Origin of the sequence: Tateyamaria armeniaca, from assembly GCF_045797845.1 — a bacterium.
Lineage (GTDB): Bacteria > Pseudomonadota > Alphaproteobacteria > Rhodobacterales > Rhodobacteraceae > Tateyamaria > Tateyamaria armeniaca.
On record NZ_JBHDIY010000002.1, the window covers coordinates 2,788,894 to 2,808,683 of the forward strand.

The window sequence follows — 19,790 nt, forward strand, 5'->3', positions numbered from 1 at the left end:
GAACAGCGGGCCTAAATCACATTGAAAATGAGGTCCCGCACCCGCAGGAACTGCTGGCATTCGGGTTTTCGATCACAAACCGGGCGCCGATCAGCTCTTCGGAAAAATCGATGACTGCATTTGACAGGAACGGCAGGCTGACGGAATCCACGACGACTTTCTGTCCGGCCCCTTCAAGCACCAGGTCATCCTCTTTCGGGGTATCCAGCGCGATTTCGTATTGAAAGCCGGAACACCCGCCGCCCTCGACGGCCACGCGCAGGGCCTGACCCTCGTTGGCAGCACCGATTTCGGCAAGCCGTTCAAAGGCGCGGGGGGTAACGGTGGGGGGCAGTTGCATCTCAAACTCTCCGAAATGGCACGTTTAATCTTCGGCCTGTCTGCAATATATGAGCCCAAAGAACCGGCGACAAGGATAAGGCAGATGTCCGCGCCCTTTGCTTCTGATCCCGCCCGCGCCCGGGGACGGCGCTGGCCCGAGGATGAATCCCCTTTTCGGTCGTGTTTTCAGCGCGACCGGGACAGGATCATCCATGCCTCGGCCTTTCGCCGCCTCAAGCACAAGACGCAAGTGTTTGTCGAACATGAGGGCGATTATTTCCGCACCCGGCTGACCCACTCCATCGAAGTGGCGCAAGTGGCGCGCACCATTGCAGGCGCGCTTGGCCTGAACGAAGAGTTGACCGAAGCCGTCGCACTCGCCCACGATCTGGGCCACCCGCCGTTTGGGCACACGGGCGAGGATGCGTTGCAGGCGCTGATGACGCCCTATGGCGGGTTTGATCACAATGCGCAGGCGGTCAAGATCGTGACCCGGTTGGAATGCCACTACGCAGCTTTTGACGGGTTGAATCTCACCTGGGAAACCCTTGAAGGGATTGCGAAACATAACGGTCCAGTGACGGGCGATCTGCCCTTTGCGCTGGCTGAATACAACGCCGAACACGACCTGGAACTGGAGACACACGCCAGCGCGGAGGCGCAGGTTGCGGCCTTGTCCGACGACATCGCCTACAACAATCACGATTTGCACGATGGGCTGCGCGCGGGCCTGCTGGACGAGGCAGAAGTGGCCGCTTTGCCCATCGCGCGCGATGCCTATGCCGAGGTGGACGCGAAATACCCGGACCTCGACCCATTCCGGCGACGGCACGAGGCGCTGCGGCAGGTGTTCGGTGCAATGGTCAGTGATGTGATCATGACGTCGCGGCGCGTTCTGGCCGACAGTGGCGCACAATCGGTCGAAGATATCCGCCATCTGGGCCGCCCCGTCATCCGGTTTTCGGATGGGATGTGGGCCGATTTGCAGGTGATCCGCGCGTTTCTGTTCAAGAACATGTACCGCGCCCCGTCCGTGATGGCCAAACGCGAAAAGGTCACGCAGGTGGTCAACGACCTCTTTCCGGCCCTGCTGGCCAAACCGGAACTGCTGCCAGAACGCTGGCAGGGGGCGGTCGAACAGGCGGCAGGGGATGCAACCGCCCTGGCGCGTCTGACGGCCGATTACATCGCGGGCATGACGGATCGCTTTGCTTTGCAGGAACATGCTCGCCTGCTGGATCAAGGCGCGCCTTGACGCAAAGGGCATCTCTGATACACGCAAGCCTCACTGACCATGACAGGCGATCCAATGAACCTTTTTGCCGATATCCGCACCCTCGTATTGGGCACGCTGGACGGGATGACCAAAGCCGGGCAATTGCCCGAAGGGCTGGTATTTGACAACGTCACGGTCGAACCGCCACGCGACGCTGCACATGGGGATATGGCCACGAACGCAGCCATGGTTCTGGCCAAGCCCGCAGGCCTGAAACCGCGCGACATTGCCGAGGCGCTGGCGACCCGCCTGACGGACGATCCACGCATCACCAGCGCCGAAGTGGCAGGCCCGGGCTTTCTGAACCTGCGGCTGGCACCGGATTGCTGGCAGGGTGTTGTGGGTGCGGTTCTGGCGCAAGGCACGGCCTTTGGCCGCTCGGACCTTGGCAAGGGCAAGAAGGTCAATGTCGAATACGTCTCGGCCAACCCAACCGGGCCACTGCATGTGGGCCACACGCGCGGCGCGGTCTTTGGTGACGCACTGGCCTCGCTGCTGGATTACGCCGGGTTTGACGTCACCCGCGAATATTACATCAACGATGGCGGCGCGCAGGTCGATGTGCTCGCCCGTTCTGTCTACCTGCGTTATCTTGAGGCGCACGGGCAAGAGGTTGCCTTTCCCGATGGCACCTATCCCGGTGACTATCTGGTCGATGTCGGCGAAGCGCTGAAAGCCAAGGTGGGCGATGCCTTTGTGGACAAGGGCGAACAGTTCTGGCTGGACGAAGTGCGCGAATTTGCGACCGAAGCCATGATGGACCTGATCCGGGCCGATCTGGCGGCCCTTGGCGTCGAAATGGACCTCTTCTTTTCGGAAAAGTCGCTGTACGGCACGGGCCTGATCGAAGCCGCCATCGCGGATCTGAAGTCCAAGGACCTGATCTATGAAGGCACGCTGGAACCCCCCAAGGGCAAAGTGCCCGAGAATTGGGAGCCGCGCGAACAAACGCTGTTCAAATCCACCGAACATGGGGACGATGTGGATCGCCCCGTGATGAAATCGGATGGCGGCTGGACTTATTTCGCGCCCGACATTGCCTATCACTATGACAAAGTGCAGCGCGGCTATGATGCGTTGATCGACGTGTTTGGGGCCGATCACGGCGGATATGTCAAACGGATGAAGGCGGCTGTCAGCGCGCTTTCGGGGGGCACGGTGCCGCTCGACATCAAGCTGACGCAGTTGGTCAAGCTCTACAAGAACGGCGAGCCGTTCAAGATGTCGAAACGGGCAGGGACGTTCGTGACCCTGCGCGATGTAGTCGATCAGGTCGGGGCAGGGGCCACGCGGTTCCATATGCTGACCCGCAAGAATGACGCGCCGCTCGATTTTGATTTCGACAAGGTGCTGGAGCAAAGCCGCGAAAACCCGGTGTTTTACGTGCAATACGCCCATGCCCGCGTGGCGTCCGTGCTGCGCAAGGCGGCAGAGGCAGGCGTGGCCGTGGATGACGCGATACTGGCTGCGGCTGACCTGTCGCAGCTTGATCACGAGGCGGAACTGGCGCTGGCCGCGAAACTTGCCGAATGGCCCCGCCTGGTCGAAACGGCGGCACGCAGCAACGAACCGCACCGGATTGCCTTTTACCTCAATGATCTGGCCAGCGCGTTCCATGGGCTGTGGAACCGGGGCAATGATGTGCCCACCTTGCGCTTTGTGCAGGACGATGCGGGCATCACACAGGCAAAAATCGCCCTTGCGCGCGCCTGCGGCGTTGTAATTGCAGCAGGCCTTGGTATTCTTGGCGTCGAACCAGCCGAAGAGCTGCGTTAAGCCCCGTCAAAAGGGGCATCACAGGCACGATTTCCAAGCAGCGTCCAACCCATGGTCGCACCACAACCAGATGATCCGCGCGGGCATGTATCGGCGCGGGCAACGAGGCAGAGATGGCAGATATGCACTATACCCACAATATGGGTCATGTGGGGTATTCCACCCCTGAAAACACTTCAATTCCGCCCTCCAACCCTTTCAAAAAGATGGCAAATCTTGCTGGCGCCTTCACCTCTCTTGCGCTGATCGCAGGGGTCGGGATGTGGGGATACCAGTTGATCGTGCGCGATGTGTCCGGCATTCCCGTGGTGCGCGCCACCGAAGGTGAAATGCGCATCCGTCCCAGTGAACCGGGTGGCCAATTGGCCCAGAACACCGGTCTTGCCGTAAACGAGGTCGCCGCTGCAGGCGAAGCGACCGGACCCGTCGACAGCGTCACACTGGCCCCTCGCCCCGTCGATCTGACGGAGGAAGATCAGCCAATTACCGCTGAAACGGTGGCCCCTGTGCAACAACCCGCGCCACTCGACGTGGCCGCCAGCCTTGAAACTGCCCCCATCGATGTCGCGGCAGTTCTGCAAGAAGGCGAGATTGACGCCGTTGTGCGCCAGTTGACCCAAGGGATTGAAACCATCGACGCCCCGGCGGACGAATCCAAACCGGTGCTGGCCAGTGTCGCAATCCCGGCAGCGCCAGAACCCGTCGAGGCTGCACCCGTCATCACCGGACCCGGCCCAAAGCAATCCAGCCGCCCGCAATTGCGCCCCGCTACAGCTCCGGCGGTCGTCGTGCCGGCCGCGGCACCCGCCCCGGAAACGGTCAAGGATATCGACGCGGCCTCCATTCCCGCAGGCACGCGCCTGGTGCAGCTTGGGGCCTTTGATACGCCCGAAATCGCCCGCGCCCAGTGGGACAAAATGCAGGACCGCTTCGGCGACTACCTCAAGGGCAAGGACCGGATCGTGCAGACTGCGGAAAGCGGCGGGCGCACATTCTATCGCCTGCGCGCACACGGGTTTACGGACCTGAGCGACGCGCGCCGCTTCTGTTCGGCCCTTGTAGCCGAGGGCGCTGACTGTATCCCGGTCGTCACGCGGTGAGCTTTGGCGCCACGATCCTTGATGCCGACGGGCTGCGCCTGAGCAAGGACGAAGCCGCGTTCTTTCGCGAGGCCGACCCGTTCGGTTTCATCCTGTTCGCGCGCAACATTGCAACCGCCGATCAGGTCTATGGTTTGTGTTCACAACTGCGCGAGGCCGTAGGCCGCGAGGCCCCGATCACCATCGATCAGGAAGGTGGGCGGGTGCAACGCCTGCGTGGACCCAACTGGACGGAATGGGCAGCGCCGCTCGACTTTATCCAGATCGCAGGTGACGAGGCCGAACGCGCAATGTACCTGCGCTACAGGCACATAGCCCACGAACTTAAAGCACTGACCATCGATAGCAACTGCGCCCCGATGGTGGATCTGATCGTCAAGGACACCCACGAGTTCCTGCGCAACCGCTGTTACGGTACGTCGCCGGGCGATGTAGCGGCCCTTGGGCGCGCGGCGGCGGACGGGATGCTGGATGGCGGCGTCTTGCCCGTCCTCAAACACATCCCCGGGCATGGACGCACCGATCTTGACAGTCATTTCGATTTGCCGCGTGTGGATACGGAACTCGATGAGCTGAAAGAGACGGATTTCGTGCCGTTTCGCGCCCTCAATGACCTGCCCATGGGGATGACGGCGCATGTGGTCTACAGCGACATCGACGACGCGCCCGCAACTCTGTCACGGGACATGATGGGGCTGGTGCGCGAGGACATCGGCTTTGACGGGCTGATCATGACGGATGACATCGGTATGAAAGCGCTGAGCGGGACGATCCCGCAAATCGCGCGCGGCGCATTGGACGCAGGCTGTGACGTGATCCTGCATTGCAACGCGCCGCTTGCCGACCGCATTGCCTGTGCCAATGCCGCCGGACAGATGTCCGAGGCTGCACAAACCCGTGCAGAGGCCGCATTGGCCGCCCGTCGCACCCCTGATGACATTGACATTGCCGAGCTGACAGCGGAACTTGAGACGCTGTTGAGCGGGCGACCATATGGCTGACGACACATTCGAAGAAGACACGATGTCCGTGGCCGACCGCCTTGTGGCGGAGGCGCTGATCGTCGACGTCGATGGGTATGAGGGGCCGCTGGATCTGCTCTTGACCCTCAGCCGCACCCAAAAGGTCGATCTGCGCAAAATATCGGTGTTGCAACTGGCGCGCCAGTACCTCGCCTTTGTCGAAAAGGCAAAGGCGCTGCGTCTGGAACTCGCGGCAGATTACCTTGTGATGGCCGCATGGCTTGCTTTCCTGAAATCCCGCCTGCTCTTGCCTCCGGACCCGACCGAAGAGGGACCGAGTGGAGAGGAACTGGCCGCCCACCTCGCCTTTCAACTCGAACGCCTGCAGGCGATGCGCGATGCCGCCGCCAAGTTGATGGCGCGTGACCGGTTGGGCCGCGATTTCTTTGCGCGCGGCCAGTCCGAGATGGTGACGCGGGTGCGCAAGGTGACCTATTCGGCGACCCTGTTGGACCTGATGCAGGGCTATGCCCGCATCCGCACCCGCGACGAATTCCGCCCCTTTACTATGGACCGTGACGCGGTGTTCACCATGGAACAGGCGCTGGAACGGATGCGTGGGTTGATCGGTTTTGCCGGGGACTGGACCGACATCCTGTCCTATCTGCCCGAAGGGTGGGAGATGGACCCGGCCAAGCGCCGTTCGGCCACCGCCGCGACCTTTGCGGCCAGTCTGGAACTGGTCAAGGAAGGGCACCTCGAAATCCGCCAGACCGACACATTCGCGCCGATCCAGTTGCGCAAACGAGATGAACCCCGTGACAGAACCAGTTGAAGAAAAAGAAGAAAGCCTGTTCGAGGCGCCCCCGATGGCCGAACAGGAGCGCATGTGCGAGGCGATCCTGTTTGCCACGGCTGAACCCATCACCGTGCGCGAACTGGAAGCGCGGATGCCCCATGGCTGCGACCCTGCCGAGGCGCTTGTGTATCTGCGCAAACGCTATGAAGGGCGCGGCGTGCAGGTGATGAAGATCGGCGATGCGTGGGCCATTCGTACTGCCGCCGATCTTGGGTTCCTCATGCAGAAAGAAACGGTCGAGACCCGCAAGCTGTCGCGTGCCGCTATCGAGACCCTTGCCATCATCGCCTATCACCAGCCCGTCACCCGCGCCGAGATCGAAGAGATCAGGGGCGTGAGTGTCAGCCGGGGCACCGTCGATCAGCTGCTGGAACTGGAATGGATCCGGTTCGGGCGGCGCAAGATGACGCCGGGGCGGCCTGTGACATTCGTGGTCACGCAATCCTTCCTCGATCACTTTGGTCTTGAGAATGCGCGCGACCTGCCGGGTCTCAAGGAGTTGCGCGCCGCAGGTCTGCTTGAAAACCGGCCCGCACCGGGTCTGTCCATGGGCTCTGAAAGCGAAGATGAAAACGACGAAGAGGTCGAAGGGCAGACCGAGCTTTTTGAGGATTGACCTGAAAATCGCCGCATTCTGCCCTATATTGCGCTCAAAGCGTCAGGCGGGAGCAGTCTCATGAATGGCAATCAAATCATCAACATGATCATCCGTACGATCATGCGCAAAGCGATCAATGGCGGCATCAACGCGGGGATGAAACGCGTTGCAGGCGGGCGCAACAAGCAACCCGCGCCACCGCAACAGCCGCAAGCGGCCTATGCCCCACCGCCCGAGCCCACCCTGCAGGCAGCGCCTCCTGTACCAGAGCAAGAGCTTGGCCCGCATGAGGCCAAGATCCAGCGCAAACTGGCCGCCAAACGTGCCGCCCGCGCAGCAGAAGCCGCCGCACGGGCGGAGCGCAACTAGCACGTTTCAGGCAAAAACTGACCCAGCCGCGCAGTCCCGGAGGTGTCGCTGTTTGACACCATTGCGCCGGGGTCAGGAAATCCACCGTTGATCGCGCATAAGTAGTGGCCTAGCCTGAACCCATTGATTTAAGGATGGGAAATTGGGCCATGGCTGATCCGAAACTCGCAGTGCGCGCGTCATCTGTCTCGCTCGGGATCACGGTTATTCTGCTTTATGCAATATTCGTATCGATGGTGACCTTCGGATTTGGCACCTACATTTTCCGCACCACTTGGCAGTCCAACCCGCCCGTCGTCCTCGCCGATCTGGACGAGGCGGAGGTCGACACGGATATCGACAACAACGTCTTTCTGCTGCGCCGCGAAAAGGCGCTGGAAAACGACAAGCTGCTGGTTGCCGCCGAAATCCGGGAGTTGCGCCAGCAACTGGCCGACAACGAAGCGGCCGTCAAAGTCTCGTTTGGGCCTATTGCGCGTGAGCGCGAAGAGATGCGCCTGCTGGTCAATCGCACCATCCTTGACCTTCAGGACTATCAGTATGCGCTGATTGGGCTGGATCGGCTGAAATATGAAACGGTGCTCAATGACGAGTCATTGCAACCATTTGCCCGGCTGACAGAGTTGTTCAGTGTGCTGGACGCCGGGGTTGAAACGGCGGATATGGATGAAGAGGCGCGCGCGGCATATGTCGACATGAGCATTGCCGCCAAGGCCGCACTGCAAGAGGCGCTGAGCGAAGTGGAGGCCGCGAATGCAGCCTCGCACACGGTCCAGCAGGAAGGCGAGTTGATCGAGGAAAAGATCGCCGCCCGCGCGCAGCGCATTCGCATGAATGACGAACAAATCGCAGCCCTCAGACGTGTGATGCCGCTTGAATCCGTGATCCGCGCGCGGCTGTCGTCCCTGTCGTTGGATATGCCCATTGCGCCTGACCTGCTGCTGCGTCTGGTCAGCTTTCCAACCATCTTCCTGACGTTGATCGTGACCATCGCATCTGGCGCTTTGGGGACGGTCGTGGCCTTTTCACGCCGCTATTATTCCGCCAAAAGTTCAGAGGAGCTGACCTTGTCGCGCCTGTTCGTGAACGTGGGCGAGGGTATCGCGGCAGCCATCGCCATCTTCCTGTTTTCCGGCGCGGGCATGCTCGCGCTCACTCAAGGTGGCGGCGGGGCCGAGAACAATGTCGAGCTTAGCCCCTACACGGTGGCCTTTATCGCCTTTCTGTCGGGGTTCATGGCCGAGGATGCCTTTGCCTCGATCCAGGCGGCGGGCAAGCGGATATTCGCGACCGAAGAGCCAAATGGAAACACGAATGGGACGACAACTAACCTGCCGGCCGTGATCCCGGAGGGCGAGGACCTGCCAGCAACGACGGCACCGCCCAGCAGCTAGCCTAGCTGGGGGCGGCGAAATGTTTGCTGAGTTTCAGGCCCTGACCCTGATAGTTCGAGGCAATGCCCGCGCCATAAAGCTGTGCGGGACGCGCGGCCATGCGTTCATAGATCAACCGACCCACGATCTGCCCATGTTCCAGTACGAACGGCGCCTCGTGGCAGCGCACTTCGAGCACGCCGCGTGATCCAAGCCCGCCCGCGGCATCATGGCCAAAACCGGGGTCGAAAAAGCCTGCGTAATGCACACGGAACTCACCCACCATCGCCAGATAGGGGGCCATTTCCGCAGCATAGTCAGGCGGGATATGCACCGCCTCGCGGCTCACCAGAATGTAGAATGCACCGGGATCAAGGATAATGTGCCCGTCAGTGCTATGCACCTCTTCCCAGAACTCTGCCGGATCGTAATGTCCGATCCTGTCCAGATCGATCACGCCTGTGTGCGGTTTGGCGCGGTACCCGACAAGGGTGCTGCCGGGCAGGCGCAGATCGACGGAAAAGCCAAGGCCATCGTCGATGACCGCCTCGCCATCGACCAGCGGTGAAGCGTCGTGCAGAGTCCGCAACTCTGCATCGCTCAGCACCGCCTGGCCTGCGCGAAAGCGGATCTGGTTCAACCGCATGCCGGGGCGCACCAGTACCGAAAACGAGCGTGGGCAGATTTCGGCATAAAGCGGGCCGTCATAGCCCGGCACGATGCGATCAAACTCGGTGCCGCCATCGCAGATCGTGCGGGTGAGCAGATCAAGCCGCCCCGTCGAGCTTTTGGCGTTGGCCACCGCCTGCACATCTGCTGGCAAGGACAGGCGCTCCATCAGGGGCACGACATAGACGCACCCCTTTTCCAGCACAGCCCCATCATTGAGGTCCACGCGGTGCATCTCGAACTCTTCGAGCCGGTCGGCGACACTGCGCCCGTGACCCGCCAGAAACGAGGCGCGCACGCGGTAGGCGACCTGGCCAAGGCGCAGATCAAGGCTGGCGGGCTGGATTTGGGCAGGTGTCACCGCAGGACGGGCGGAAATCTGTCCGCGCGCGATCATCTCGCTCAGTTGGCTGTCTGCAAGTACACCTGTCATCCTGTCCTCCCTTGGTCATCGCATGTCAGAGCGGAAGAAAGGATAGGCCCCGTAGCGCTGGGGCGGGTGTTAATGGTCGGGCTAGCAGGACTCGAACCTGCGACCTTCCGTCCCCCAGACGGACGCGCTACCAGGCTGCGCCATAGCCCGACGTGAGGGGTGTCATACCCGATTTGTGCGTCGAGGCAAGGGTGAATGCGCACCGAATGTGGTCTCTTTAACGCGGATCGTGCCGGGCGCGGGCCATCTGATCCCTGAGGGCTGCCAATTGGGCCACAAGCGGGCGCAGCGCGTCACGTTGCGCCGGGGTCAGATTGCGCGCCATCACCGCCTTGGTCAGCACCGATGGCGCGATGTCGGCGGGGTCAATGTCCACATCATCCGGTGCATCCACAATGCGGGGGCGGGGTGCCGGGGTTGCTTCGACCTCGTCGGGTTCCGGCTCGGGCTCGGGTTCCTGCTCAGGCTCGGCCGCAGGTGCGCGGGAAAACATCGGCAGGCTGTCCTGTTCGGGTGCCGGATCAGCGTCAGGTTCGGTAAACGGTCCCGCCTCTTCCTCGGAGGCCTGCTCTGGCGCGCTTGTTTCAACATCAGCCGGGGCAGGGGCAGGTGGCGCCTCCTCCGGTTCAGGGGTGTCGTCCCACATCTCGGGGGCCGCCTGTGGCTCAGCAGCGCTGATTGGCTCTTCGGGTGCGTCCTGGGGCGGCGTCTCTTCGGCTTCCGCCTCCGCAGGCGCGGCATCCATCGGAGCAAAGTCGGGCGTCAGCGTCGGAACATCCTCGGCCCGTTCTTCGAGCGGTTGATCGGGTGCAGGCGCAGGTTCTGGGGCGCGCATGAAAGAGGGAAGGGGTGCCGCCTCGTCAGCAGGGGCCGGGGGCATTTCGGCCTCGGAAGGCGTGTCTTCCGGCGGCGTCTGGAAAGGAGCAGCCTCGACAGGTGCGGGCATTTCTTGTGTCGCCGGCATTTCGACGTCATCGCCGACGCGCGCGGCCAGATCGCTGTCCAGTTTGGCCGCCGTGTCATCGTCCAGTGGGGGCGACATGTCAGCGACATGTGCAACCCCTTCTTCGCGCAGGATTTTCTGTACACCCTTGATGGTCAGACCGTCGTCATGCAGCAACTTGCGGATGCCGCCCAGCAGCAACATGTCCGTGGGGCGATAATAGCGCCGCCCGCCTGCACGCTTGACCGGTTTTACCTGGGTGAACTTGCTTTCCCAAAACCGCAGGACGTGGCTTTGCACGCCCAACCAGTCTGCTACTTCCGAGATGGTGCGAAAGGCGTCTGCGGATTTTGCCATCTGATCTACGACTTGTTGCCGCTCGCAACGCGGTCTTTCATCAGATGCGAGGGGCGAAAGGTCAGAACCCGGCGCGGATAGATCGGCACTTCTTCGCCGGTTTTAGGGTTGCGGCCGACGCGGGCGGACTTGTCGCGCACCGAAAACGTACCGAACGAGGAAATCTTGACCTGCTCTCCACGCGCAAGGGCGTCGGACATGTGATCCAGGACGCTTTCTACAAGCTGCGCACTTTCATTACGCGACAGGCCAACCTCGCGAAATACCGCTTCGCTCAGGTCCATACGCGTCAAAGTCTTGTCAGTCATAATCACTCCCCTTTGGCAAAGCATAGTTTGAGGGGAAATTCCGAGGTCAATATCAATGGCTTGCGCAATGGCGGGAATCTGCAACCAAAACGGGTGTTTGTGGCGCATTGCACGATAATGCGCAAAATATGCTTACCAGCGCAGCACCACGGCCCCCCAGGCCAGCCCACCGCCGATGGCTTCGGTCACGATCAGGTCGCCGTCCTTGATCTGGCCACGGGCGCGGCCCACGGACAGGGCCAGCGGGATCGAGGCCGCAGATGTGTTGCCGTGATCCTGCACAGTCACCACCACACGCTCCATCGGGACACCCATTTTCTTGGCCGTACCCTGGATGATCCGGATGTTGGCCTGATGGGGGACGATCCAGTCGACATCGTCTGGACCTACGCCTGCGGCATCCATGGCCGTATGGGCGGTTGAGGCCAGTTTTTCGACTGCGTGGCGGAACACCTGATTGCCCTGCATCCGCAAGTAACCGCTGGTGCCGGTGCTGACGCCGCCATCCACATATAGCAGATCGCGCAGCCGCCCGTCGGAATTAAGATCGGTTGCCAGAATCCCGCGATCCTGTGCAGTGCCGTTGCCGGTCTTCGCCTCAAGCACAACGGCGCCCGCGCCGTCTCCGAACAGCACGCAGGTGCCCCGGTCGCTCCAGTCCATGATCTTGGAAAAGGTTTCGGCCCCGATGACAAGCGCGCGCTTGGCCTGGCCCGACACGAGCAACGCATTGGCGTTAGCCAGCGCATAGACAAAGCCCGCGCACACGGCCTGCACATCAAAGGCAAAGCCACGGGTCATGCCCAGTTGGGCCTGCACCATTGTGGCCGCGGACGGAAAGGTCAGATCGGCGGTCGAGGTCGCCAGCACGATCACATCGATGTCGTCTGCAACCAGTCCGGCATCGGCAAGGGCTGCCTTGGCGGCGGCGCAGGCCATGGATGATGTCGTGTCGTTTTCTGTGGCGAAATGGCGGCGTTCGATCCCCGAGCGGGATTTGATCCATTCGTCGGTGGTGTCCAGCGTGGCCTCGAACTCGGCGTTTTCAACTACGCGCGACGGCAGGTAGTGGCCCGTGCCACGGATCACGGCGCGGAGGGTCATGTGTCGCCCTTTTCGCCGGGTTGGGCGGCGGCGGCCACGCGTGCGGCCAGCTTGTCGCTAAAGCGCAGCTCGGCCAGTTGGGCGGCAAGGCGGATTGCGGACGATACACCCGTTGCATCTGCACTGCCGTGGGATTTCACGACCGTTCCGTTCAGGCCCAGAAACACACCGCCATTGTTGCGACGCGGATCGATCCGTTTGCGCAGACGGCGCATCGAGGTAAAGGCAAGCAGGTAGGCAAGTCGCGACAGGGGCGAGAATTTGAACGCTTCGCGCAGCAATTCCCCGATCAGGCTGGCCGTGCCTTCTCCTGTCTTGATTGCCACGTTGCCGGTAAAGCCATCGGTCACGATCACGTCCGCCACATTGCCGGGGATATCGCCACCCTCGACAAAGCCGACGAAATCGAAATCCGCCGCATCCGCGTGCTCGCCAATAAGCTCATAGGCTTCCTTCAATTCTGTGCGGCCCTTGTGCTCTTCGGTGCCGACATTCAGCAATCCGATGCGGGGGCGGGCCAGATCCATACCGTTGCGGGCATAGGATGCACCCATCAGCGCAAAGCGCAACAGGTCATCGGCATCCGCACGCACATCCGCGCCGACATCCAGCATCACGTTAAAGCCTTGCGGGTTGCGCGAGGGCCAGAGGACAGCGATGGCGGGGCGGTTGACGCCCGGCAGCTTGCGCAGGCGGATCATCGACAGGGCCATCAACGCGCCGGTATTGCCGCAACTGACGGCCACAGTCGCTTCGCCCGCGCGCACGGATTCGACAGTGGACCACATCGAAGTGTCCTTGCCGTTGCGCACGATGTGGCTGGGTTTGTCTTCCATGGTCACGACGCCGGTGGCGTCGCGAATCTCGCACCGTTCGGCCAGACCCTTGCGCCGCGCAACAAGACGCTCAAGCTCGTCCGCAGGTCCGTGCAGGATAAACCCGAGGTCGGGATTCTTTTTGGCCGAGATGGCACAGCCCGCCACAACGGCAGCGGGGCCCTGGTCCCCGCCCATTGTGTCGACAGAAAGTATGATTGGAAACGCAAGGGCGGCGTTCTTGTCGGCCTGTTCGGATATGGGGGCCGTCATGTGATGCTGTCTAGCTCTTCCGCCTGCGTTCAGCCCTGCTTATGCTGCGTCGTCTTCCAGATCAACTTCTTCGGTCAATGCGACGATCTCGTTGTCGTCATAGTGACCGCATGCCGCGCAAATGTGATGCGGGCGCTTCAGTTCACCGCAGTTGGGGCATTCGTTGGGATTCGCGGGCGTCAGGCTGTCGTGGGCGCGGCGGTTGTTGCGGCGCGATTTCGACACTTTGTTCTGTTGCACAGCCATTGGAATGGGCCTTTGAGTTTCGGGCAGAGCCGCGCGCAGTGGCGGGTGCGTGTTTCAACTTGCCCATGAGCGGGCACAAATTCGGTCGTCCAGTTTCGGGCGTGAGGTGCGTTTAGGCAATGGCCTTGCCCATGTCCAACCCAAAATGACGTGAGGGCGGCAAAATACGCATATCTTTTCCGCGCGCAAGCCGAAATTACGCACCGTTTTGTCTATTCCTTGGCGTCCTTGTCCAGCTGGGCCTTGAGGTGCGCCAGACCGGCAAAGGGACGCACCGCTTCGTCCGTGAGGGCCGTCTTGCCCGGTTCGGTCAGCACGGTTTCGCCCAAGGCGACGCCGGGTGCCCGCGGATAGTCGGGCACCGCAAGGCTGAGCGCTTCGATCAGGACGGCATCGGGGTCGATCCAGTCACCAAGGCGCTCGACCTCGTCATCATCGGGCATTTCCATTTCGGGAGCGTCAGTGTCATCCGCAAAGTCGCGCAGATATACCCGGCGCACCGGCACATCGATGCGCGTGTTGACCGGCTCCAGCGTGACACCACAGGGTTGCGTGACGCTTGCCCCCAATGTGCCTGTCAGAATCCAGTCCGCAGCCCCTTTCGCGCGCACCTCGCCCTGAAAACGGACTTTCCGCAGACCGGTCAGCTCAAGCATCTCTGCCATGGCGTCCATCGCCGCCCGATCAGGCACGATTGCAAAGCCGGTGCTTACGTTTTGCGCAAGGTCAGCGACCCGCAATGCGGATCCCGAGGGTCGTGTCTTGGACATCGCTTTTGCTTTCGTTTCTTGAACCGCAGGCAAACCTTGAGTAAGTCGAGATAAAAGTAGAGCGCCCCGCAAGCAAGGGGCGGCGCAAAAAAGGGGGCCGGTATGCGGACCTTTGCAGTTCTGACGCTCTTGGCGGTCTCGCTGGCGGTTGCCGGGTGTACGGCGACATTCCGCAATCACGGCTACATCCCGCCCGAAGAGGATTTGCAGGAACTGGTGGTCGGGATCGACACCCGCGCCAGTGTCGAGGATGTCGTGGGCTCTCCCACTGCCGGGGGCGTTCTGGAAGGCGGAAACTATTTTTACGTGCGCAGCACCGTCCGAACGTATGGCCCGCGCAGACCCCAAGTCGTGGACCGGCAGGTGCTGGCCATCTCCTTTGACGAGAACGGTGTGCTCAGCAATATCGAAAGCTTCGGGCTTGAGGATGGCCGCGTTGTGACATTGTCGCGCCGCGTCACGGACAGCAACATCACCAATGTCAGCTTCCTGCGCCAGCTTCTGGGCAATATCGGACGGATCGGCCCCGACTTTGGCGAAGGGTGATTTGTCACGCCGCTGTCATGATGTCGATGCACACCGCGCCTGAGCGCAATGCACCGGGGCTCAGGGCATGATCGGATTGAAAAAAGGGCGCTACCGCGCATCTCAGGCGAAAACGCCGCTGGACATCAGGTCGGCGCAGGCATTGCGCGCGCGCTGCTTTGGCCTTGACCAGGACACGGACATTTTCGACCCGCTTTGCACTCATGTGCTGATCCGGCGTGTTCAGGATGACGCATTGGTCTGTTGTTTTCGCATGATGCCCTTGTCAGGTGCCGAAATCGCCCGCAGCTATTCCGCGCAATATTACGAACTGGATGCACTCGCGGGCTATGCTGGCAAGATGGTCGAAATGGGCCGGTTCTGCGTGGATCCGCAGATCAACGACCCTGACATCCTGCGTATCGCATGGGGGGCGATGACGGCCTATGTGGATGAAAACGGTGTTGAACTGCTGTTTGGCTGTTCATCTTTTGCTGGCATCGAAACATCCGATTATCTGGATGCCTTTGCGATGCTCAAGGCGCGCCATCTTGCCCCCAAACGCTGGCTGCCACGGGTGAAGGCCCCGCATGTTTTTCGATTTGCTGCGCGGTTGCGCCGCACGCCGGATGCGAAAAAGGCGCAGATGGGCATGCCGCCCTTGCTGCGCACCTATCTGATGATGGGCGGCTGGGTCAGCGATCACGCGGTGGTGGATGATCAGATGAACACATTGCACGTGTTCACGGGGGTCGAGATCGGATCGATTCCCGCAGCGCGCAAACGGCTGTTGCGGGCAGTGCTGGGATAAGTTTTGCGGATCGGTGTGCCCGATCCGACCGGCCGTGGGCCGGCCCCCAGACCCCCGTGGTAGTTCTGGTCAGAACAAACGGGATGCGCCGCGGTCAGTTGACGCCGTCCGCCTGAGCCACTAGCTGGCGCACATGGCCCGTGTACCCCTGCTTCAACTCTCTGATATTTCGCTGACCTTCGGAGGCGATCCGGTGTTTGATGACCTGTCTCTGGTGGTCCAGCCGGGCGACCGTGTGGCGCTTGTCGGGCGCAACGGGTCAGGCAAATCCACGCTGATGAAGGTGATGGCCGGGCTGGTTGAGGCCGACACCGGCGAGGTGGTCGCAGGCCCCGGTGTTTCGGTCGGCTATATGGAGCAGGACCCGGATATGGCGGGCTTTGCCACATTGGGTGACTTTGCGATGCACGGGCTGGATGCGTCCGACCTTTATAAAGTTGAGCGCGCAGGCGAGGGCTTGAAATTCGACCCGGCGCGCCCCGTTTCGACGGCGTCCGGAGGGGAGCGCCGCCGCGCGGCACTGGCCCGCCTGATGGCAGAATCCCCTGATCTGATGCTGCTGGACGAGCCCACAAACCATCTCGACATTGAGGCGATTGGCTGGCTTGAGGCCGAATTGAAGGCGACCCGCGCCGGGTTTGTCCTGATCAGTCACGACCGCGCATTTCTACGTGCACTTGCCCGCGCAACCCTTTGGATCGACAGGGGAATGGTGCGTCGTCAGGAAAAGGGATTTGATGCGTTCGAGGCCTGGCGCGATGCCACATGGGATGAGGAAGACACCCAGCGCCACAAGCTCAACCGCAAGATCAAGGCCGAGGCCCGCTGGGCCGTCGAGGGCATTTCGGCGCGGCGCAAGCGCAACCAGGGCCGCGTGCGTGCCTTGCAGGAATTGCGCGCCGAACGCGCAGGCCAGATCAAGCGGCAGGGCACCGCCGCAATGGCGTTCGAACAGGGGCCAAAGTCGGGGCGCAAGGTGATCGAGGTGAAGGACGTCGCCAAGTCCTTTGGCGAAAAGACAATTGTCGAGCCGTTCACACTCACCATTCAGCGCGGGGATCGCATCGCCTTTGTCGGACCCAACGGCGTGGGCAAGACGACGTTGCTGAACATCCTGATCGGCCGCGATGCACCGGACTCCGGCACGGTGACCCTTGGCACCAACCTTGAAATTGCGCTGTTCGACCAGACCCGAGCGCAGCTTGATCCTGACATGACCCTGTGGGACAGCCTGACGGGTGACCCGGACATGCGCGTCAGCGGCAAGGCCGATCAGGTCATGGTGCGCGGCGCGCCCAAGCACGTGGTGGGGTACCTCAAGGAGTTTCTCTTTGACGAGGCACAGGCCCGTGCGCCCATCCGCTCACTCTCGGGCGGGGAAAAGGCGCGCCTGTTGCTGGCCAAGATCATGGCCAAACCGTCGAACCTCTTGGTGCTCGACGAGCCGACCAACGATCTGGACGTCGAAACGCTGGATCTGCTGCAGGATCTGATCGACCAATATGATGGCACCGTCATGCTGGTCAGCCACGACCGGGACTTTCTGGACCGCGTGACCGTGACCACCATCGCGATGGAGGGCGATGGCAAGGCCACTGTCTATGCGGGAGGCTGGAGCGATTATCAATCGCAGCGTCGCCCCAAATCGACCAAAGAAGAAGTTGCAAAAGCAAAGGCTTCCGGTGCGAAGTCAAAGCAGAAAGAGGCGCCCTCGACCTCCCTGACATTCACTGAAAAGCACCGCCTTGACGCGCTGCCTGCCGAGATGGAGCGACTGGAGGCCGAGATCGTCAAGCTGCAGGAACTGATGAGCGACCCGGACCTGTTCACCGAGAACCCGGTGAAGTTTCAGAAGGCGACGGATGCGCTGATCGAACGGCAGGCGCGTCTGGATGAGGCCGAAGAGGAATGGCTGAACCTTGAGGAAAAGGCGAGCGCCTGATTGCCTGCGCGTGCCAGCGTGTTAGGCTCGACCCCATGAAATGGCCTCAGCTTGATTACTCCGCCTGGAAAGACAGCGGCGACGCCCTGCATATGTGGGCGCAGATCGTGGGCAAGTTCCGCCTCGCCAACACGCCATGGCTCAACCATTCCTGGCACGCCACGCTTTATCCGGATGCGCGCGGGCTGACCACCGGGCTGATTCCCGGCGGGTGGGAAGTGCGCTTTGATTTCATCGATCACCGGCTGGTTGTGCTGGCGGCCAGTGGTGACAGCGCTGGGTTTGATCTCGCGCCGATGTCCGTGTCTGCCTTCAACGCGGCGTTCAAGGATCGCTTGCGCGCCGTCGGGGCACCGGACGTCTATCACGCCCGCCCAAACGAAGTACCGGACCCCGTCGCCTTTGCCCACCAGACGGAACCGGGGGCATACGATCGCGCCGCAGTGACAGCATGGTGGCAGGCCCTTGTCGCGATGCTGCCTTTGTTTCAGGAGTTTCGCACCGGATTTCTGGGCAAAGTCAGCCCGGTGCATTTGTTCTGGGGGTCGTTCGATCTGGCCGTGACCCGGTTTTCGGGGCGCGAGGCCCCTTTGCACCCCGGCGGCTTTCCCGCGTTGCCCGACACCATCACGCAAGAGGCCTATAGCCACGAGGTGTCCTCTGCCGGGTTCTGGGCGGGCGGCAACGGGGCGGAGGAGGCGATGTTTTACAGCTACGCCTATCCGGTGCCTGACGGCTTTGCCGATTTCCCTGCGGGGCCCGATGCGGCGCGGTTTGACACGGATCTGGGCGAGTTCCTGTTGCCTTACCGGGCGGTGGCTACGGCGGATGATCCGCGCGGGATGCTGCTTGAGTTTCTCAACGCCACCTATGTGGCGGCCGCAGAGGCGGGCAAGTGGGACCGCGCAAGCCTTGACTGTGAGATGGGCCGACCCGGCATACCCCGCAGCCTTTAGCGCGTTTTTGCCGGATTGCCGAAGACAGTGGTATCGCCCGCCACATCGCGCGTCACCACGCTGCCTGCCCCCACAATCGCGCGATCTCCGATGCTGACACCGGGCAGGATGATCGCGCCCGCACCGATCCAGACATTTTCACCCAAGGTGACGGGCAGGGCACGTTCGATCCCAGCGCGCCGCTTGACGGGATCGCGGTGGTGATCCGCACACAGAATCTGCGCGCCCGGACCGATCATCGTCCCATGCCCGATATGCACAGGCGCACTGTCAAGGATCACACAGCCAACGTTGAGGAACACCTCGTCCCCGAGGTGGATGTTGATCCCGTATGAGCAGTGAAACGGCGCTTCGATCAGGCAATTCTGCCCCGCACTGGCAAAAAGGGCGCGCAGTGGGGCGCTTAACGTGCGCCGTTCAGCCGGGGGCAGGTGATTATGTGCGTGAACGGCCTCAAGGGCGGTGACCCGCAACGCCTCAAGGCCGTCATCAAGGCAGCTATACCACGCACCCGCCGCCATCTTGTCCCGCTCGGTGGTCATGCCATATGGATCGCATCGCCGGGCCGTATCGTGCCACCTGTGATGATCCGACAGTTGAGGCCTGAGCGGTGTTCGAGCAGATCGCAGATCGCCTTTTTCGTGATCATGTCGATGTAGCGGCAGGGCGTGTTGAGCCGCCCGCCTTCCAACACCACGTCGCCCACCCGAAACCGCCGCCCGACCAGATGGTTCAGCGGCACGTCGCGGGTGGTGAGGTTGCGCCGGTGTTCAATCGCATCCAGCGTGATGTCATGATCGCGCGCCAGAGCCTCCAGCGTTTCGACCTCGATCAAGGTGACCTCGCGCACGTCTGGTTGGGCCGAATAAGTACCGGTGTCGATGCCCTTGGCATAGCGGTCTCCTTCGATCCCGACGCCTGCGATCAGGGTCGCCGCGCTTTGCTCCATCATCGGCGCGCGGGCCTCTGGTGTGGTATGGATGCTCAACAGCCTGCCTTGCCAC

Annotated in this window: 22 protein-coding genes and 1 tRNA gene; 12 read left to right on the forward strand and 11 right to left on the reverse strand. The window is 61.8% G+C overall.

All coding sequences use genetic code 11. The features are described 5' to 3' along the window. Nucleotides 1-16: 16 nt before the first annotated feature. Nucleotides 17-340, reverse strand: coding sequence for a HesB/IscA family protein (locus ACERZ8_RS14105; RefSeq protein WP_407592793.1), 324 nt, complete (start codon nt 338-340; stop codon nt 17-19). 84 nt (nt 341-424) lie between these two features. Between ACERZ8_RS14105 and ACERZ8_RS14110 the strand changes: the two genes are divergently transcribed. The 8 genes from ACERZ8_RS14110 to ACERZ8_RS14145 all read left to right on the forward strand — a co-directional run bounded on the left by ACERZ8_RS14110 (nt 425) and on the right by ACERZ8_RS14145 (nt 8,655). Beyond that, nucleotides 425-1,576 (forward strand): deoxyguanosinetriphosphate triphosphohydrolase, encoded by a 1,152-nt coding sequence (locus tag ACERZ8_RS14110; protein ID WP_407592794.1) that lies wholly within the window; start codon nt 425-427, stop codon nt 1,574-1,576. A 54-nt stretch (nt 1,577-1,630) separates the two neighbouring features. Next, a complete protein-coding gene (gene argS / locus ACERZ8_RS14115; RefSeq protein WP_407592795.1) occupies nt 1,631-3,373 on the forward strand; it encodes an arginine--tRNA ligase in 1,743 nt (580 codons plus the stop codon). A gap of 206 nt (nt 3,374-3,579) precedes the next feature. Then, nucleotides 3,580-4,473, forward strand: a complete 894-nt coding sequence (locus ACERZ8_RS14120; RefSeq protein ID WP_407592796.1) for an SPOR domain-containing protein — start codon at nt 3,580-3,582, stop codon at nt 4,471-4,473. Then, a complete protein-coding gene (gene nagZ / locus ACERZ8_RS14125) occupies nt 4,470-5,474 on the forward strand; it encodes a beta-N-acetylhexosaminidase (RefSeq protein ID WP_407592797.1) in 1,005 nt (334 codons plus the stop codon). The genes ACERZ8_RS14120 and nagZ overlap by 4 nt, the downstream gene beginning before the upstream one ends. Beyond that, nucleotides 5,467-6,270 carry a segregation and condensation protein A gene (locus ACERZ8_RS14130; protein ID WP_407592798.1) on the forward strand — a complete coding sequence of 268 codons (804 nt, stop codon included), beginning with the start codon at nt 5,467-5,469 and terminating at the stop codon, nt 6,268-6,270. The genes nagZ and ACERZ8_RS14130 overlap by 8 nt, the downstream gene beginning before the upstream one ends. Next, nucleotides 6,245-6,910 carry an SMC-Scp complex subunit ScpB gene (scpB, locus tag ACERZ8_RS14135; RefSeq protein WP_407592799.1) on the forward strand — a complete coding sequence of 222 codons (666 nt, stop codon included), beginning with the start codon at nt 6,245-6,247 and terminating at the stop codon, nt 6,908-6,910. Before ACERZ8_RS14130 ends, scpB begins: the two co-directional genes overlap by 26 nt. A 60-nt stretch (nt 6,911-6,970) precedes the next feature. Further along, nucleotides 6,971-7,261 (forward strand): hypothetical protein, encoded by a 291-nt coding sequence (locus ACERZ8_RS14140; RefSeq protein WP_407592800.1) that lies wholly within the window; start codon nt 6,971-6,973, stop codon nt 7,259-7,261. Nucleotides 7,262-7,410: 149 nt separating this feature from the next. Then, complete coding sequence (locus ACERZ8_RS14145; protein WP_407592802.1) at nt 7,411-8,655, forward strand: hypothetical protein; 1,245 nt, start codon at nt 7,411-7,413, stop codon at nt 8,653-8,655. Nucleotide 8,656: 1 nt separating this feature from the next. On the opposite strand, the gene ACERZ8_RS14150 is transcribed toward ACERZ8_RS14145, so the two are convergent. The 8 genes from ACERZ8_RS14150 to ACERZ8_RS14185 form a co-directional block, all read right to left on the reverse strand. After that, a complete protein-coding gene (locus ACERZ8_RS14150) occupies nt 8,657-9,736 on the reverse strand; it encodes a 2'-deoxycytidine 5'-triphosphate deaminase (protein WP_407592803.1) in 1,080 nt (359 codons plus the stop codon). 73 nt (nt 9,737-9,809) lie between these two features. Further along, nucleotides 9,810-9,886: transfer RNA gene (locus ACERZ8_RS14155), tRNA-Pro, on the reverse strand. A 67-nt stretch (nt 9,887-9,953) separates the two neighbouring features. Beyond that, the gene (locus ACERZ8_RS14160; protein ID WP_407592804.1) at nt 9,954-11,036 is read right to left on the reverse strand and encodes a MerR family transcriptional regulator; all 1,083 of its coding nucleotides are present in this window, start codon (nt 11,034-11,036) and stop codon (nt 9,954-9,956) included. Between the two features lie 5 nt (nt 11,037-11,041). Further along, nucleotides 11,042-11,344, reverse strand: a complete 303-nt coding sequence (ihfA, locus tag ACERZ8_RS14165) for an integration host factor subunit alpha (protein WP_407592805.1) — start codon at nt 11,342-11,344, stop codon at nt 11,042-11,044. A 132-nt stretch (nt 11,345-11,476) separates the two neighbouring features. Next, nucleotides 11,477-12,448: a beta-ketoacyl-ACP synthase III gene (locus tag ACERZ8_RS14170; RefSeq protein ID WP_407592806.1), complete on the reverse strand. Its 972-nt coding sequence runs from the start codon at nt 12,446-12,448 to the stop codon at nt 11,477-11,479. Continuing rightward, nucleotides 12,445-13,536, reverse strand: coding sequence for a phosphate acyltransferase PlsX (gene plsX, locus ACERZ8_RS14175; protein WP_407592807.1), 1,092 nt, complete (start codon nt 13,534-13,536; stop codon nt 12,445-12,447). Before plsX ends, ACERZ8_RS14170 begins: the two co-directional genes overlap by 4 nt. A 39-nt stretch (nt 13,537-13,575) precedes the next feature. Beyond that, a complete protein-coding gene (gene rpmF, locus ACERZ8_RS14180) occupies nt 13,576-13,782 on the reverse strand; it encodes a 50S ribosomal protein L32 (protein WP_407592808.1) in 207 nt (68 codons plus the stop codon). A gap of 212 nt (nt 13,783-13,994) precedes the next feature. Continuing rightward, a complete protein-coding gene (locus ACERZ8_RS14185; RefSeq protein ID WP_407592809.1) occupies nt 13,995-14,552 on the reverse strand; it encodes a YceD family protein in 558 nt (185 codons plus the stop codon). A gap of 102 nt (nt 14,553-14,654) precedes the next feature. On the opposite strand from ACERZ8_RS14185, the gene ACERZ8_RS14190 reads away from it, so the two are divergent. The 4 genes from ACERZ8_RS14190 to ACERZ8_RS14205 all read left to right on the forward strand — a co-directional run bounded on the left by ACERZ8_RS14190 (nt 14,655) and on the right by ACERZ8_RS14205 (nt 18,786). After that, on the forward strand, nt 14,655-15,098 hold the full coding sequence (locus ACERZ8_RS14190) for an outer membrane protein assembly factor BamE (RefSeq protein ID WP_407592810.1): 444 nt from the start codon (nt 14,655-14,657) through the stop codon (nt 15,096-15,098). 67 nt (nt 15,099-15,165) lie between these two features. Continuing rightward, nucleotides 15,166-15,888, forward strand: coding sequence for a GNAT family N-acetyltransferase (locus ACERZ8_RS14195; RefSeq protein ID WP_407592811.1), 723 nt, complete (start codon nt 15,166-15,168; stop codon nt 15,886-15,888). Between the two features lie 133 nt (nt 15,889-16,021). Next, nucleotides 16,022-17,830 (forward strand): ABC-F family ATP-binding cassette domain-containing protein, encoded by a 1,809-nt coding sequence (locus tag ACERZ8_RS14200; RefSeq protein WP_407592812.1) that lies wholly within the window; start codon nt 16,022-16,024, stop codon nt 17,828-17,830. A gap of 35 nt (nt 17,831-17,865) precedes the next feature. After that, nucleotides 17,866-18,786 carry a DUF5996 family protein gene (locus tag ACERZ8_RS14205; protein WP_407592813.1) on the forward strand — a complete coding sequence of 307 codons (921 nt, stop codon included), beginning with the start codon at nt 17,866-17,868 and terminating at the stop codon, nt 18,784-18,786. On the opposite strand, the gene ACERZ8_RS14210 is transcribed toward ACERZ8_RS14205, so the two are convergent. After that, nucleotides 18,783-19,328, reverse strand: a complete 546-nt coding sequence (locus tag ACERZ8_RS14210) for a sugar O-acetyltransferase (RefSeq protein ID WP_407592814.1) — start codon at nt 19,326-19,328, stop codon at nt 18,783-18,785. The genes ACERZ8_RS14205 and ACERZ8_RS14210 overlap by 4 nt on opposite strands. Next, a complete protein-coding gene (locus tag ACERZ8_RS14215) occupies nt 19,325-19,774 on the reverse strand; it encodes an MOSC domain-containing protein (protein WP_407592816.1) in 450 nt (149 codons plus the stop codon). The genes ACERZ8_RS14210 and ACERZ8_RS14215 overlap by 4 nt, the downstream gene beginning before the upstream one ends. Between the last annotated feature and the right edge of the window lie 16 nt (nt 19,775-19,790).

Coding starts and splice junctions, on each gene's coding strand:
- ACERZ8_RS14105 (WP_407592793.1), bottom strand. CDS start 340: ATGCAACTGCCCCCCACCGTTACCCCCCGCGCCTTTGAACGGCTTGCC.
- ACERZ8_RS14110 (WP_407592794.1), top strand. CDS start 425: ATGTCCGCGCCCTTTGCTTCTGATCCCGCCCGCGCCCGGGGACGGCGC.
- argS (WP_407592795.1), top strand. CDS start 1,631: ATGAACCTTTTTGCCGATATCCGCACCCTCGTATTGGGCACGCTGGAC.
- ACERZ8_RS14120 (WP_407592796.1), top strand. CDS start 3,580: ATGGCAAATCTTGCTGGCGCCTTCACCTCTCTTGCGCTGATCGCAGGG.
- ACERZ8_RS14130 (WP_407592798.1), top strand. CDS start 5,467: ATGGCTGACGACACATTCGAAGAAGACACGATGTCCGTGGCCGACCGC.
- scpB (WP_407592799.1), top strand. CDS start 6,245: ATGAACCCCGTGACAGAACCAGTTGAAGAAAAAGAAGAAAGCCTGTTC.
- ACERZ8_RS14140 (WP_407592800.1), top strand. CDS start 6,971: ATGAATGGCAATCAAATCATCAACATGATCATCCGTACGATCATGCGC.
- ACERZ8_RS14145 (WP_407592802.1), top strand. CDS start 7,411: ATGGCTGATCCGAAACTCGCAGTGCGCGCGTCATCTGTCTCGCTCGGG.
- ACERZ8_RS14150 (WP_407592803.1), bottom strand. CDS start 9,736: ATGACAGGTGTACTTGCAGACAGCCAACTGAGCGAGATGATCGCGCGC.
- ACERZ8_RS14160 (WP_407592804.1), bottom strand. CDS start 11,036: ATGGCAAAATCCGCAGACGCCTTTCGCACCATCTCGGAAGTAGCAGAC.
- ihfA (WP_407592805.1), bottom strand. CDS start 11,344: ATGACTGACAAGACTTTGACGCGTATGGACCTGAGCGAAGCGGTATTT.
- ACERZ8_RS14170 (WP_407592806.1), bottom strand. CDS start 12,448: ATGACCCTCCGCGCCGTGATCCGTGGCACGGGCCACTACCTGCCGTCG.
- plsX (WP_407592807.1), bottom strand. CDS start 13,536: ATGACGGCCCCCATATCCGAACAGGCCGACAAGAACGCCGCCCTTGCG.
- rpmF (WP_407592808.1), bottom strand. CDS start 13,782: ATGGCTGTGCAACAGAACAAAGTGTCGAAATCGCGCCGCAACAACCGC.
- ACERZ8_RS14185 (WP_407592809.1), bottom strand. CDS start 14,552: ATGTCCAAGACACGACCCTCGGGATCCGCATTGCGGGTCGCTGACCTT.
- ACERZ8_RS14190 (WP_407592810.1), top strand. CDS start 14,655: ATGCGGACCTTTGCAGTTCTGACGCTCTTGGCGGTCTCGCTGGCGGTT.
- ACERZ8_RS14195 (WP_407592811.1), top strand. CDS start 15,166: ATGATCGGATTGAAAAAAGGGCGCTACCGCGCATCTCAGGCGAAAACG.
- ACERZ8_RS14200 (WP_407592812.1), top strand. CDS start 16,022: ATGGCCCGTGTACCCCTGCTTCAACTCTCTGATATTTCGCTGACCTTC.
- ACERZ8_RS14205 (WP_407592813.1), top strand. CDS start 17,866: ATGAAATGGCCTCAGCTTGATTACTCCGCCTGGAAAGACAGCGGCGAC.
- ACERZ8_RS14210 (WP_407592814.1), bottom strand. CDS start 19,328: ATGACCACCGAGCGGGACAAGATGGCGGCGGGTGCGTGGTATAGCTGC.